The sequence below is a fragment of the Lentzea waywayandensis genome (assembly GCF_900115955.1).
GTDB classification, from domain to species: Bacteria; Actinomycetota; Actinomycetes; order Mycobacteriales; family Pseudonocardiaceae; genus Lentzea; species Lentzea waywayandensis.
The window spans coordinates 640,822-654,683 of sequence record NZ_FOYL01000004.1 but is presented as its reverse complement, the minus strand read 5'-3'; the positions used below and the strand labels follow the sequence as shown (position 1 = coordinate 654,683).

The window sequence follows — 13,862 nt, the reverse complement described above, 5'->3', positions numbered from 1 at the left end:
TAACACCCACGTGCTGTCCACCGCGTCACCCGAGTGGCAGGATCCCGTTCACTCGTCCGCGACAGTTACGAGGAGTGACGCAGTGGCTCGTCGATCCAGGCACGTGCTCGCCCTGCTGCCCGCAGCGGCCCTAGCGCTGACCGCGCTCGCCGGTTGCGCGACGAGCACCAACAGCGGTGGTGGCACCACCGACGGTGGCATCAAGCTTGTCAAGGAAGGCAAGCTCGTCACCTGCACCCATCTGTCCTACAAGCCGTTCCAGTACACCGACGGCGACAAGACGGTCGGTTTCGACGTCGACCTGGTCGACCTGATCGCCGACGAACTGAAGGTCAAGCAGGAGATCTTCGACACCCAGTTCGAGACGATCACGTCTGGCGCGAGCTTCAACGCGAACCAGTGCGACGTCGCCGCGGCCGGCATGACGATCAAGGAAGAGCGCAAGCAGGCGATCGACTTCTCCGACCCGTACTTCGACGCCACGCAGGCGCTGCTGGTCAAGAAGGACTCGCCGATCAAGGCGCTGGCGGACCTCAAGGGCAAGAAGATCGGTGTCCAGCAGGACACCACCGGTGAGATCTACGCCAACGAGAACAAGGCCGCCAACGGCTACGAGGTCATCCAGTTCGAGGACCTCCCGCTGATGGAGACCGCCGTGCGCACCGGCGCCGTCGACGCCGCGATCAACGACAACGGTGTGCTCTTCGACTACGCCAAGGAGTTCCCGGACACCACGGTCTCCGCCGAGTTCAACACGAACGAGCAGTACGGCATCGGCATCAAGAAGGGCAACACCGCGCTGACCGCCAAGGTCAACGAGGTCTTGAAGAAGGCCAAGGAAAGCGGCAAGTACGACGAGATCTACGAGAAGTGGTTCGGCAAGAAGCCGGAGAAGAAGTAGCTCCACCAACGACGGGGCGGCGGTGACGCCGCCCCGTTCGTGTCCGAACCACATCCGCTAGGAGTCAGACCATGGCGCTGTCCAAGCGCAAGCGGGCCGAATACTTCCGGTACTCGCAATACACGCTGCTCGTCGTCATCGCCCTGGTGATCGCGTTCCTCGCCGACTGGGAACAGATCCGGACGGCGTTCTTCAACTTCAAGACGATGGGGGACATGTTCCCCAACGTCATCACCATCGCGTTGAAGAACACCCTCATCTACACCGCGCTCGGATTCGCGTTCGGCCTCGCGCTGGGCCTCGTGCTCGCGCTGATGAAGCTGTCGTCGATCGCGCCGTACCGCTGGATCGCGACCGTCTACATCGAGTTCTTCCGCGGCATCCCGGCTCTGCTGGTGTTCATCGGCCTCGCGTTCGGTGTGCCGCTGGCGTTCCAGATCCAGTTCGACATCTACTCCACGGTCATGCTGGCGCTCGGCATCGTCGGTGCCGCCTACATGGCCGAGACCATCCGCGCCGGCATCCAGGCCGTGCCGAAGGGGCAGGTCGAGGCCGCGCGCTCGCTGGGCATGTCCCAGGGCCGCGCGATGATCACCATCGTGATCCCGCAGGCGTTCCGGATCATCCTGCCGCCGCTGACCAACGAGCTGATCCTGCTGACCAAGGACTCCTCGCTGATCTACATCATCGGCCTCGCCCGTGACCAGTACGAGCTGACGAAGTTCGGGCGGGAGACGCTGAGCCGCAGCCCGTCGCTCACCCCGATCCTCGTCGTCGGTCTGTGCTACCTGATCATCACGTTGCCTCTCGGGTACCTGTCGAGGTACCTGGAGCGCCGCTCCGGCGGAAAGAAGGTGTCCGTCCTGTGAGCGAGATTTCCGTTGAGATCACCGGGCTGAAGAAGTCGTTCGGCTCGTTGGACGTCCTCAAGGGCATCGATGTCACGGTCAACCGCGGTGACGTGGTCTGCATCATCGGCCCGTCCGGTTCGGGCAAGTCGACGCTGCTGCGCTGCGTGAACCTGCTGGAGGAACCGAACGACGGCAAGATCGTCGTCAACGGCGTCGAGCTGACCGACCAGGACGTCGACATCGACCTGGCGCGCACGAAGATCGGCATGGTCTTCCAGTCGTTCAACCTGTTCGCGCACCTGAACGTCCTCGCGAACCTCACCGTCGCGCAGCGCAAGGTGCTCAAGCGCGGTGAGAAGGAGGCGCAGGAGATCGCCCTGCGCAACCTGGATCGGGTGGGGCTGAAGGAAAAGGCCAACTCGATGCCCGCGCAGCTCTCCGGCGGCCAGCAGCAACGCGTGGCGATCGCCCGCGCGTTGTCGATGGACCCAGACGTGATGCTGTTCGACGAGCCGACCTCCGCGCTCGACCCCGAGCTCGTCGGTGACGTGCTCGGCGTGATGCGCCAGCTCGCCGACGAGGGCATGACGATGCTGGTCGTGACGCACGAGATGCAGTTCGCCCGCGAGGTCGCCGACAAGGTGATCTTCATGGACGGCGGCTACATCGTCGAGGAAGGCCCCGCGGCCGAGGTGATCGGCAACCCGCAGGAGACGCGCACCCAGGAGTTCCTGGCCCGCGTGCTCGACCCGACGCACCACGGCCCGAGCGACCCGGTCTAGTCGCGTGGCGAGGGGGAAGGTCGCCGCGGCGGACGTGCTGCGGGGGCTGTTGGGGGAGAACGACAATCCAGGTGGTGGCGGGTGGAGGTTGCCGCGGCGCAGGCCGAGCACCCCACCCGTCATCCGCGTGGTGGACCGGGTGGTCACCGACGTGCTCGACCTGCGCGCGGTCGAGGTGCCCTACGTGCTGGAGTTCGAGCGCTGCCAGTTCGAGGCGCCGCCGGACCTGCGGCAGGCGAACCTGGCCGGCATCTCGTTCACCGACTGCGACCTGCCCGGTCTTGAGGCGCGCAACCTCCACAGCGGCAACGACGTCTCGTTGCTCGGCTGCCGCGTGGCCGGGCTCACCGACCTCACCGATGCCGAGATCGCGGGCTCGGTTCTGCTGCGGGACACCAGCTTCAGCGTTCCCGGCGGCCTGTGCCTGCACGGTGACCGGCTGACGATCGCCGGCGCGTTGCTCGGGTTCGGCATCATCACCGAGGGCGAGGTCCGGCTGGCGGGCTCGCGCATCGGCGGCAACGTCAACCTCGGCAGCGCGGTGCTGGAGAACGCCGACGGCTTCACGTTGAACGGCAACGGCATGCAGGTCGGCGGCAACTTCCTCGGCGCGTTCACCTCGCACGGCGTGGTGTTCCTGTCCAACTCCCGGATCAGCTCCACGCTGTCGTTGAGTGGCGCGATGCTCTCGCGCGGTTCCGACTTCGCCGACAGCAGCGACCCGCACGACGACCCGTCGGCGACGCTGGTCCTCGACCGCGTCGACGTCTCCGGCGACCTGGAGCTCGACCGCGGCTTCACCAGCCAGGGCACCATCCGCGCGGTGAACGCGAAGATCGGCGGCACGTTGTCGCTGGCAGACGCTGTTCTGGACGCTGTGTCGCCTCCCGCCGTCGGCACCGACCCGACCGGCTCCGGCCGCGCGTTGCACATCGACGGCGCGGAGATCGGCGGCGACGTCGTCGGGCGCGGCGTCCGGATCAAGGGCCAGCTGCGCATGGTCGACACGCACGTGCGCGGCAGCATCACGATCGAACGGGCCGTTGTGGACAATCCGGCCGCGGACGCCGTGCTGGCCAACCGTTCCCAGATCGGCAGCAACTTCGTGATGCGCGAGTCGGAGATCTCCGGCGGCCTGGAGTTACGCGGTATCACCGTCGGCGCGAACCTCGACCTGCGCGGCAGCCGGTTGATCAAGCCGGGCAAGTACCGGCACCAGCCGCGCGAGAAGCCGTCGCTCGACATCGGCGGCGCCACGATCGGCCGCGACCTCATCTGCGCGCGCGGCGACAAGGAGTTCGTCGCGCATGGCGGCGTGCGCTGCCGTCGCGCGGTGATCGGCCGCATGGCGAACTTCAACGGCGGGGTGCTCGGCTACAAGCTCGACAGCCACGCGTTGAACGCCATGGGCATGCAGGTGCAGGAGCTGATGCTCAACGTCGTGTCGCCGCCCAAGGGCCTGGTGACGCTGCGGCAGGCGCGTTGCACCTCGTTGGACGACAACGAGAACTTCTGGAACGCCACCGGTTTCATCGACCTCGACGACTTCCGCTACGACTCTCTCGCGTACCCGATCGACCTGCGCGACGACGACCAGGTGCAGCAGCGGTTGCGCTGGCTGCGGCAGGCGATGCGGCGCAGCTACCACCCGCGCCCGTACGACCAGTTCGCCGAGATGCTGACCGCGGCCGGCAACGAGGAGCACGCCTCGACCGTGCTGATCGAGAAGCAACGCCTGCGGTACCGGGCGGTCGCCGAGGGCATGCGGTTCTTCGGCCCGTTGGTGCTGGTGTGGAGCTTCCTGCAACGGTCGATGGTCGGCTACGGCTACCGCCCGGCGCGTGCCCTGGGCTGGCTGATCGCGGCGTGGGCCCTCGGCAGCATGTGGTTCCAGTTCAAGGGACCGCTGGTCGAGATCAACGCCGACGACCACCTGCCGTGGAACGCGTGGCTCTACACGATCGACCTGGTGGTGCCGATCGTCGACTTCGGCAACAAGAACCGCTGGCAGACGCCGGGAGCGTCGCAGTGGATCGCGTCGGGGCTGATCGTGACGGGCTGGGTGCTGGCGACGACCGTGGCGGCCGGTCTGACTCGGATGCTCAAGCGGTAGTGCTGTACTAAGCCACCATCGGGGTATTTCGCCTCGTGGTGAAGGGTGGTGCGATCTTTTGGTGATCGCCGCCGAGTCCACCGAGCTCTTCGTCGGGCCTCGGACCGCGCTGCTTCAGGTGGTGCGGCTGACCTCGCCCACGTTGGCGGGGCCGGTGCACGCCCACGTGTCCGGTCCCGGCCTGCACTCGCCGCGGCACGGCGGATCGCTGGTGCTGGGGCCGTTCGGCTACGAGCTCGGTGTGGACGTCTCCTCGCATCCACCGGGTGCCGTGGTGCCCGCTCAGGCCGTGGTGCGGTCCGCCGCAGGCGAGGAGTCGTGCACGTTCTCGCTGGTCGTGGGCTCGCCGGGGTGGACCGTGCACCTCGTCGGGCACGTTGCGGCCGATGCGCCGTTCGCTGCTCTGCGCGCCCATCTGGACCTGGCGCTGACCGATCCCGCCTACCGGTTCGCCGTGACGTCGGTCGAGTTGTTGCAGCCGTACTGGGACACGTTTCCGCAGCACCGCTCGCTGCTGCTGCGGCTGATCTCCGAGGGGCGGGTCGAGGTCGTCGGGTCCGAGTCCAATGTGGTCGGTGTGGCGCCGTTGCTCTCGTCGCTGCCTTCCGGTTCGGCGCTCGTGGCCTCTTCACTGGGCGAGGCCGAGCGGTCGGTCTACTCGTCCTTCTTGGAGTCGCGGTCCGGCGCTTCCGCTCCGCACGTGATGCTGCCGGTGGGAGGCGCTCGTGATGCGCCGAACCCGTGGGTTACCGCTGTTCATCACGACTGGAGCGCGCGCTACACGTGGCCACGGATCGTCTGCTCGTTGCCGCATGACTACTACGTGCGCGGGTCTGTGCCCGTACCGCCTGGTTCGGTGGACGACTCGCCTGCCGCTGTGTTCGCTTCGCACGCGGCACGGCTGACCGGCGCCGCCTTCCCCACCGCCGCACTTCGTCGTGCTGCTCTCGCACATCCTCGCGAGGCCTTTGACCTGCAGTCCGACGTCGTCGCGCGCTCACTCGCGGCCCTGACGTCCACTGTGGACTCGTCGGTGGTCGTGTGGAACCCGCTGTCCTCGCCGTGCACCGACATCGTGTCCGTGCATTTGGCTGAGGCGCGCAACGTGCACGTGGAGTTCGACGGTGTGGTGCTGCCGACGTTGGTCGATGGTGTGACCGTGACGTTCTTGGCGCGCGGTGTGCCCGGACGCGGCTGGCGCACCTACTCGTTGGTCGAGGACGACATCGATCACGGCTGGCAGCCTGGCTACGGCACCGAGATCGCGTCCACTCACTACGTCCTGTCGTACGACCCGATCGCTTCTCTCGTCGCCGTCGACGGTCCTGCGCTGGAGTCTCCTCGTCTGGTCGGGCCGATCAGCGTCTGGCACAGCGAGGTCGGCGAGAAGATGGTCGGTTCCACGACCTTCACGCTGTGGCACGAGGTCGGCCACCTGGGCCCATCGTCGTTGTTCGCGGTGCTCGGCACGCGGTCTCCTGCCCAGGGCACCTTGCCGTCCGTGGCGCCCCGGCTGTCGTTGGCCGGACCGCCGCTGGGACCCGTCTCACCTGCCGTGACCCCGGTGTTCGCGCGCTACTGGCTGCACGAGCCCGCGCCGTTGGGCGGCCTGCCCGCGAACGTCCAGCTCGAAGTGCTCAGTCCGACGCGGCTGCGGGTGGTGGCCGTGTCGGACGGACCGGCGTTCTCGGGCGTCGTCCGGCTCTCGCTGCCCGACGGCTGGTCGGCGTCGTGGGACTCGCTGCCGGTGTCCCTTCCGGCGGGCGGCTACGTGTCGGCCGAGGTGGCGTTGGTGCCGCCGCGCTCTCCCGGTTGCTACCCGGTGCGCGCCACGCTGGAGGGGCTGCCGTTCGAGGTCTACGACGTCGCACTGCTGACCGTTCCCGAGTGGGACGCCGACGACCCCGTCGAGGTCCTGTGGGTGGCCTCGTCGCCGGCTGTCGTGTCGGTCGGACCAGGGGAAACGTCGTTGCTTCGGGTGGTCATGGCCTCCAGCGCGCACGGCGACCTGCCGGTGCAGGCCCGTCTGCTGTCGCCGCGTGACTCGTGGGAGTTCGCCGGTCCGTTCTGCGTGGGCGGTCTGCTACCCGCTCAGGGCCGTCTGCCGCTCGACTTCACTCTCGAGGCGCCGCCGTGGGCCACGCCGGGCACCTGGTCGGCCGTGGTCCGCGTGACCGCCGGCGAGCTGGTCCGGACCACTGCGCCCATCCGTCTCGAAGTGGCTGGTTAAGCTGCCTCACCGTGACTGATCTGGTGCTGGCACTGGACTTCGGCGGCACCAAGATCGCCGCCGCCCTGGTGGACCCCAACGGCGCGGTGGTGCGCTCCTCGCGCGTGCCGACGCCGGCCGCGAACCCTTGGGACGCCGTCGTTTCGGTGATCTCGTCGGTCGTTCGGGACTCGGCCGTCGCCGGGGTGGGCATCGCCTCGGCGGGCCCCTTGGACGCCGTCGCCGGCACCGTCTCGCCGATCAACGTGCCGTCGTGGCAGGAGTTCCCGCTGCGCGCGTCGGTGGCGTCGCTGTTCCCCGGCGTCCCGGTAGAACTCGCGGGCGACGGCGTGTGCATGGCGCTGGGCGAACACTGGCGCGGCGCCGGCCAGGGCAGCACGTTCATGGTCGGCCTGGTCGTGTCCACCGGCGTCGGCGGCGGGCTGGTGCTGGGCGGACGGCCGTTCGGCGGCCGCACCGGCAACGCGGGACACATCGGCCACATCGTCGTGGAGCCCGACGGCGACCCCTGTACCTGCGGCGGCCGTGGCTGCGTGGAGACCATCGCGGGTGGCCCGCGCATGGTGGAGTGGGCACGCCGAATCGGCTGGCGGGCACCGGACCACGCCGACGCCGCTCTGCTGGCCGCTGCCGCGTTGTCCGGCGAGGAGATCCCGCTGGAGGCGTTCGAACGCGCCGGTCGGGCCGTCGGGATGGCCATCGCCGGTGCGGCCGCGGTCTGCGATCTGGAGCTCGCGGTCATCGGGGGCGGGGTGGCGCAGGCCGGGGAGCTGCTGTTCGAACCGGTGCGGCGGACGTTGAAGACGCATGCCGGGTTGTCGTACCTGGCCGGGCTTGAGGTGCGGCAGGCGGAGCTGGGCGGAGAGGCCGGTCTGGTGGGTGCGGCCGCGCTGGTCCGTCAGACCGCCTGACGGGTGTGCCGTCCCGGCCAGGCCTGAAGGCACCGAGCCGGGCGGGACGGCAAGGCCTGGACGAGTTGCCGGCTCGTCAGACCACCCGACAGGCGCGTTGCCCTGGCCGGGTTGTGGCGCGCCAGGCCTGGTCAGGGCCGCGATCTTGGCCCGGAGATCGCCTCACCGGTGCAGCGTTGAGATGCGCCAGGCAGAGCTCCGCAGCGAGGTGGGACTGGTCTCGGGCCACCGGCAGGTGTGGCGACCCGGCCAGGCTGGAAGGGCTGCGAGCTGCGCGGCAGAGCAGGCAGCCGCACAGATCCGTCAGACCGCCTGACGGGTGTGCCGCAGCGGCGACTCCACGCGGCCCACCGCGACACCGGCAGCCTCCAGAGCCGCACGAACCACCCGAGCGATCTCCACCGCACCTGGCGTGTCCCCGTGCACGCAGAGGGAATCGGCCTGGATCCGGACCGGCCGGCCGGAGACGCTGCGGACCCATCCCTCGGTTGCCAGCTGCACGCATCGGGCCGCGATCTCGGCCGGATCGCGCAGGACTGCCCCCGGTTCGCCGCGCGGCACCAGGGTTCCGGCCGCCGTGTAGGCGCGGTCGGCGAACGCCTCGTGCCACACGCGCAGTCCGGCCACTGATGCTCGCTTCAGCCACACTGCGCCCGGCGGGCCGAGCACGGCGAGCGTCGGGTCGAAGAGCCGGACGGCGTCGACCACGGCGTCGGCCTGGGCCTCGTGCCGGACCAGGGTGTTGTAGAGCGCGCCGTGTGGCTTCACGTACGAGACGCGGGTTCCGGCGGCGCGGGCGAACGTCGCCAGAGCGCCCAGCTGGGCCAGGACCTCGTTGGTGAGCGTGTCCGGAGCTACGTCGATGAACCGGCGGCCGAAGCCCGCCAGGTCGCGGTAGCCGACGTGGGCGCCTACCGCGACGCCTGCGGAGGCGGCGAGGGCGCAGGTTTCGCGCATCGTGTCGGCGTCGCCCGCGTGGTAGCCGCAGGCGATGTTCGCGCTGGTCACGATGTTCAGCAGGGCCTTGTCGTCGCCGAGGGTCCACTGGCCGAAGCCCTCGCCCAGATCCGCGTTCAGGTCCATGGACGTCCTCCCAGGCGCGCTCGTTTGTTGGATCGTTGGATTGTTGAACGATTCTACGATAGTGCAATAGAACGATCCTGCAAATAGACTGCTGAGGTGACCGAGACGTGGGTGTCGACGCTGGCTCAGGGCAAGGCCGACCTGGAGCGCGCGAGCACAGCGCAAAAGGTCGCCGACATGCTGCGCGAACGGGTGCTCGACGGTGAGCTGGAACCAGGGCTGCGGCTGAGCGAGGAAGCGATCGGCGGGGCGCTGGGCGTCAGCCGCAACACGCTCCGCGAGGCGTTCCGGCTGCTCACGCGCGACCGGATCCTGGTGCACGAGCACAGCCGCGGTGTCTTCGTCCGCCGCCCGAACGGCGACGACGTGCGTGACCTCTACGCCGCCCGCCGGGTGATCGAGGGCGGCGCCCTCCGCCGGTGGAACGACGTGAGCGAGAAGCAGCGGGAAGCGGTGCGGACGCCGGTCCGCCAGGCCGTGGCGCGGGCGGAGAAGAACGACTTCAGCAGGACCGGCGCCGCCAACATCCAGTTCCACCGCGGCATCGTCGGCCTCGCGGGCAGCGTCCGGCTGAGCGACGAGTCCGACCGGCTCTTCGCCGAGCTCATGCTCGCCTTCCGCGTCGCGCACGAGGTGGAGGCCTTCCACCAGACCTACCTGCCGTGGAACCGCAAGATCGTGGAACTGCTGAACGACGGCACGGTCGAGCAGGCGGTCCAGCAACTCGACGAGTACTTCGATGCCGCCGAACAGGACCTCGTCAGCCGTCTGACGGCGGATTAGTCCAAAGAGAACGTTAAGGCGAAGGCAACGATTCCGATCACGAGGCTGACGGCACACTTCATCAGGCCTAACATCCGCGCAACACCGCGTACACGGAGGGCCACCATGCCGTCGGATCACAAGACCGGCTTGCGCTGGAGCAACTGGAACCTGCTGCTGATACTTCCGCTGTTCATGCTCGTCACGCCGTGGTTCAACCAGGACGAGCCTCGCCTGTTCGGGCTGCCGTTCTTCTACTGGTACCAGTTCGTGTTCGTCCCGCTCGGCGTCCTGTGCGTCGGCCTCGTCTACGTCAAGACCAAGGACGAGCCCGTGGTCACCGGCAAGCCCGACAAGCTCGGCGTTGACGACCTGGACGAGGGAGCGAACTGATGCAGTGGACCGAGCTGATCGTTTTCAGCGCTCTCTTCCTGCTCGTCACGGTCATGGGCTTCGTGGCGGCCAAGTGGCAGAAGGGCGACACTCTCGAACACCTCGACGAGTGGGGTCTCGGCGGCAGGAAGTTCGGCAGCTGGATCACGTGGTTCCTGGTCGGTGGTGACCTCTACACCGCCTACACGTTCGTCGCGGTGCCGGCGCTGATGTTCGGCGCGGGCGCGACCGGGTTCTTCGCGCTGCCGTACACGGTGATCCTCTACCCGCTCGTCTTCCTGCCGCTGGTGCGGATGTGGTCGGTCAGCCGCGTGCACGGCTACGTCACGCCCGCCGACTTCGTGAAGGGCCGCTACGGCTCGCACTGGCTGGCGCTGCTGATCGCGATCACCGGCATCGTCGCGACCATGCCGTACATCGCGCTCCAGCTCGTCGGTCTCGAGGCCGTGCTGCGGTCGATGGGCCTCAACGGCAGCGGCATCCTCGGTCACCTGCCGCTGTTCATCGCGTTCGTGATCCTCGCGCTCTACACCTACCAGTCGGGTCTGCGGGCGCCGGCGCTGATCGCGTTCGTCAAGGACATCCTGATCTACATCGTCATCCTCGTGGCGATCGTCTACCTCCCGTCGAAGTTCGGCGGCTGGGGCGAGATCTTCAACGACGCGCAGGCCAAGTTCGACGCGACGCCGGCCAAGACCGACGGCATCCTGCTGAACTCGAACAACCAGCTGCAGTACGCGACGCTGGCTCTCGGGTCGGCGCTGGCGCTGTTCATCTACCCGCACTCGCTGACGGGCATCCTGGCCAGCCGCGGCCGCAACGTCATCAAGCGCAACATGGTCGCGCTGCCGGCGTACTCACTGGTGCTGGGCCTGCTGGCGCTGCTCGGCTACGTCGCGATCAGCGCCGGGACCAAGCCGATCGTCAACCAGGCGACCGGCCGTCCCGACACCAACACGATCGTGCCCGAGCTCTTCGGCGCGAACTTCCCGTCGTGGTTCGCGGGCATCGCGTTCGCCGCCATCGGCATCGGCGCGCTGGTGCCGGCGGCGATCATGTCGATCGCGGCGGCGAACCTGTGGACGCGCAACGTCTACAAGGAGTACCTGAAGAAGAACGCCACCCCGGCGGAGGAGGCCAAGCAGGCCAAGCTCGCCAGCCTCGTCGTGAAGTTCGGCGCCGTCGCGTTCATCGTGTTCGTCGACCCGCAGTTCTCCATCGACCTGCAGCTCATCGGTGGCGTCATGATCCTTCAGACGCTGCCGGCGGTCGCGATCGCGTTGTACACGCGCTGGTTCCACGTCTACGGCCTGGTCGCGGGCTGGATCGCGGGCATGGGCTACGGCATGTGGCTGCTGTACGGCATCGGCAACCCGGCGATCGGCAAGGCGCACTTCGCCGGTTCGGCGCTGCCGCTCGGCAAGCTGTCGATCTTCGGCTGGCACCCGTTCGGCGAGTCGGCGATGACGATCTACGTCGGCATCGTGGCGCTGGCGGTCAACCTCCTGGTCGCGGTGATCGTCACGCTGATCGCCAAGAGGGCCAAGTGGTTCAACGGCACCGACCAGACCGACCCGTCCGACTACCACGTCGACGAGGACAGTCCTCGGGTCAAGCCCATCGCTGCCCACTGAGACGCAACGTCAACACCATGGGCCACCCGTCGGTTACGGCGGGTGGCCCTTTGCGTTGAGATTGACCCCGTGAAAACCATCGCCGGACTGGTCGGACTGACCGCACTCGCCCTCACCCTGAGTCCTGCCGTCGCCCACGCGCAGGACGCGAACTGCTACGACACCACCGCTCCGCTGACGGTCGAGGAGCAACGACTCGACGACACGCTCGTCACCGGCGGCCCTGCCGTCGGACCCTCGCTCGTGAAGCTGGCCGGGTTCGACGGCCGCGTCACGGACTTCACCGCCAAGCTCTGCCGCCAGATCGCGCCGAAGCAGGCGCAGCAGTTCGTGCAACGCGAGGGCAACGCGCTGTGGAAGGCCGCGGTCGCCCGCGCGCAGAGCACAAAACCCGTGACACACGACGCTTATGACGACCGTCCGCTCTACTGGGCACGGCTTCAGCTCAGCTCCGCGCTGCGCCAGTGGACACCACGATTCACCATGGCGCCCAACGACCGCGCGAAGCTCATCCAGCAGTTCGACTGGGCGTCACGGGGTTTGAGCGACTCGGCGTTCCCCGCCAGGCCCGGCGTGCGCAGGATCGCGGTCACCGGCTTCGACCCGTTCCAGCTCAGCGGCGTGAACGTGCGGCGCGCCAACCCCGCCGGTGCGGCGGCGTTGCAGCTCGACGGCCGTGAGATCTCCACTCCCAGCGGCAAGGTCGTGCTCCAGGCCGCGGTGCTTCCGGTGCTGTGGGGCGGTTTCGACGAGGGCGTCGTCGAGCAGTTCTACGGATCGGCTCTCCAGCAGAAGCCCGACGCGTTCGTGACGATCAGCCAGGGCAGGCCGGGCCGCTTCGACGTCGAGCGGTGGGCGGCGCGCTGGCGCGGTGGCTTCGCGGACAACAACAACGTCGGTTCGTTCGGCAGCGTCCCGAACGCGGCGGGCTGGCCGCAGCCGGGCAACGAGTTCATCGAGACGTCGCTGCCGTTCCAGAAGATGATCGACGCGGGCACCGGCCCGTTCACCGTGAACTTCAACCGGGCCTTCTGCGAGTGGGTCGTCGTCGGTTCGCAGCAGTCGTGCCGCACGGACGAGCCGACGCCGGGCAGGGTCGCGGCGTCCGGTGGCGGCGGCGACTACCTCTCCAACGAGAGCATGTACCGGGCCAACCGGCTGCGAATCGGTTACGGCGCAACGAATGTTCTCGGCGGACACCTGCACACGCCGGTGCTCGGGCAGCCGGCCGACCCGGCCGCGTTGACCGATCCGGCCTTCGAAAAGCAGCGTCGGGACATCGCCGATCAGGTGAAGGCCCTAGTCTCTGTGGTGTGACTCGTGTGCGGCTGGCGGTGGCAATTGTCCTGAGCGCGTTGACGCTGTCCGCGTGCGCGATTCAGGTGGGAGGACAGGCGGTCCCGGGACCGTTGCCCTCCACGGCCTCCGCCTCCGCGCCCACCCTGCCCAAAGCGGGGCAGTGCATGAACGCCTACGAGCTGAAGGTGCTGCAGTGCACCGATTCGCACGAGGCCGAGGTCATGAGCGTCGGTGAGCTCACCGGTCTGCCCTCGACCTACCCGGACACGCAGGCGCTGCGCAAGGCCGCGCTCCCGCCGTGCCGCCAGACGCTCAGCGAGTACCTGGGCGGCGGTGACTCGGACTCGACGCGCCTGCGGGTCTGGGCGTTCTGGCCGAACGAGCAGGGCTGGAAGGACGGCCAGCGCTGGCGGCTGTGCACCGTCGTGGAGATCAGCCCCGACGAGAAGCCGCTGGCGCGCAAGGGTTCCGTGAAGGACACGCTGAAGAGCAACGGCTTCAGCACCTTCCAGACCTGCACCCAGGGTTCGCCGTCGAAGGACCAGGAGGTCAAGGTCGTCGCCTGCAACACCGCGCACCTGGCAGAGGCAGTGCCCGCAGGTGTCGTGTCGCTCGGCAAGTCGACCGACCCCGCTCCGTCCAAGGAGCAGATGAACACGCTCGCGAACGACAAGTGCACCAAGGCCGTGCACGACTACCTGGGCTCGACCAAGCGCACCGACGTGTTCCCGGCGTGGCGGAACCCCGGTTCCCAGGCCTGGTCAGAGGGCTGGACCAACGCCGTCTGCTACGCGGAGGCCACCAAGGTCTTCAGCGGCACCCTCCTCGGCATCCGCGACAACCCGCTCCCGAGCTGACCCGGCGACCAGGACCATCAGCACGGCGGCCAGGGACAGCACCAGC

12 protein-coding genes are annotated in these 13,862 nt (G+C 68.3%); 11 read left to right on the top strand and 1 reads right to left on the bottom strand.

Translation table 11 applies throughout. The features are described from left to right. Positions 1–82 precede the first annotated feature (82 nt). From BM417_RS18835 to BM417_RS18810, 6 genes are all read left to right on the top strand, one after another. A complete protein-coding gene (locus tag BM417_RS18835) occupies positions 83–901 on the top strand; it encodes an ABC transporter substrate-binding protein (RefSeq protein WP_093595369.1) in 819 nt (272 codons plus the stop codon). Between the two features lie 71 nt (positions 902–972). After that, a complete protein-coding gene (locus tag BM417_RS18830; RefSeq protein WP_093595366.1) occupies positions 973–1,770 on the top strand; it encodes an amino acid ABC transporter permease in 798 nt (265 codons plus the stop codon). Next, positions 1,767–2,534, top strand: coding sequence for an amino acid ABC transporter ATP-binding protein (locus BM417_RS18825; RefSeq protein WP_093595363.1), 768 nt, complete (start codon positions 1,767–1,769; stop codon positions 2,532–2,534). Before BM417_RS18830 ends, BM417_RS18825 begins: the two co-directional genes overlap by 4 nt. 4 nt (positions 2,535–2,538) lie before the next feature. Continuing rightward, positions 2,539–4,647 carry a hypothetical protein gene (locus BM417_RS18820; protein WP_093595360.1) on the top strand — a complete coding sequence of 703 codons (2,109 nt, stop codon included), beginning with the start codon at positions 2,539–2,541 and terminating at the stop codon, positions 4,645–4,647. Between the two features lie 61 nt (positions 4,648–4,708). Then, positions 4,709–6,877: an NEW3 domain-containing protein gene (locus BM417_RS18815; RefSeq protein WP_093595357.1), complete on the top strand. Its 2,169-nt coding sequence runs from the start codon at positions 4,709–4,711 to the stop codon at positions 6,875–6,877. Positions 6,878–6,888: 11 nt separating this feature from the next. Next, entirely contained in the window at positions 6,889–7,788 is a 900-nt protein-coding gene (locus BM417_RS18810) for an ROK family protein (protein ID WP_093595354.1), read from the top strand. 303 nt (positions 7,789–8,091) lie between these two features. Here BM417_RS18810 and BM417_RS18805 read toward each other — a convergent pair whose 3' ends face one another. Further along, positions 8,092–8,871, bottom strand: a complete 780-nt coding sequence (locus BM417_RS18805; RefSeq protein ID WP_093595351.1) for a LamB/YcsF family protein — start codon at positions 8,869–8,871, stop codon at positions 8,092–8,094. Positions 8,872–8,967: 96 nt separating this feature from the next. Between BM417_RS18805 and BM417_RS18800 the strand changes: the two genes are divergently transcribed. The 5 genes from BM417_RS18800 to BM417_RS18780 all read left to right on the top strand — a co-directional run bounded on the left by BM417_RS18800 (position 8,968) and on the right by BM417_RS18780 (position 13,816). After that, the gene (locus BM417_RS18800; RefSeq protein ID WP_218164503.1) at positions 8,968–9,654 is read left to right on the top strand and encodes a GntR family transcriptional regulator; all 687 of its coding nucleotides are present in this window, start codon (positions 8,968–8,970) and stop codon (positions 9,652–9,654) included. Between the two features lie 105 nt (positions 9,655–9,759). Next, positions 9,760–10,026 carry a DUF3311 domain-containing protein gene (locus BM417_RS18795; protein WP_093595348.1) on the top strand — a complete coding sequence of 89 codons (267 nt, stop codon included), beginning with the start codon at positions 9,760–9,762 and terminating at the stop codon, positions 10,024–10,026. Further along, complete coding sequence (mctP, locus tag BM417_RS18790) at positions 10,026–11,660, top strand: monocarboxylate uptake permease MctP (RefSeq protein ID WP_093595345.1); 1,635 nt, start codon at positions 10,026–10,028, stop codon at positions 11,658–11,660. The genes BM417_RS18795 and mctP overlap by 1 nt, the downstream gene beginning before the upstream one ends. A 69-nt stretch (positions 11,661–11,729) precedes the next feature. Then, on the top strand, positions 11,730–12,977 hold the full coding sequence (locus tag BM417_RS18785) for a hypothetical protein (protein ID WP_093595342.1): 1,248 nt from the start codon (positions 11,730–11,732) through the stop codon (positions 12,975–12,977). Beyond that, positions 12,974–13,816: a septum formation family protein gene (locus tag BM417_RS18780; RefSeq protein WP_143138702.1), complete on the top strand. Its 843-nt coding sequence runs from the start codon at positions 12,974–12,976 to the stop codon at positions 13,814–13,816. The genes BM417_RS18785 and BM417_RS18780 overlap by 4 nt, the downstream gene beginning before the upstream one ends. Positions 13,817–13,862 lie beyond the last annotated feature (46 nt).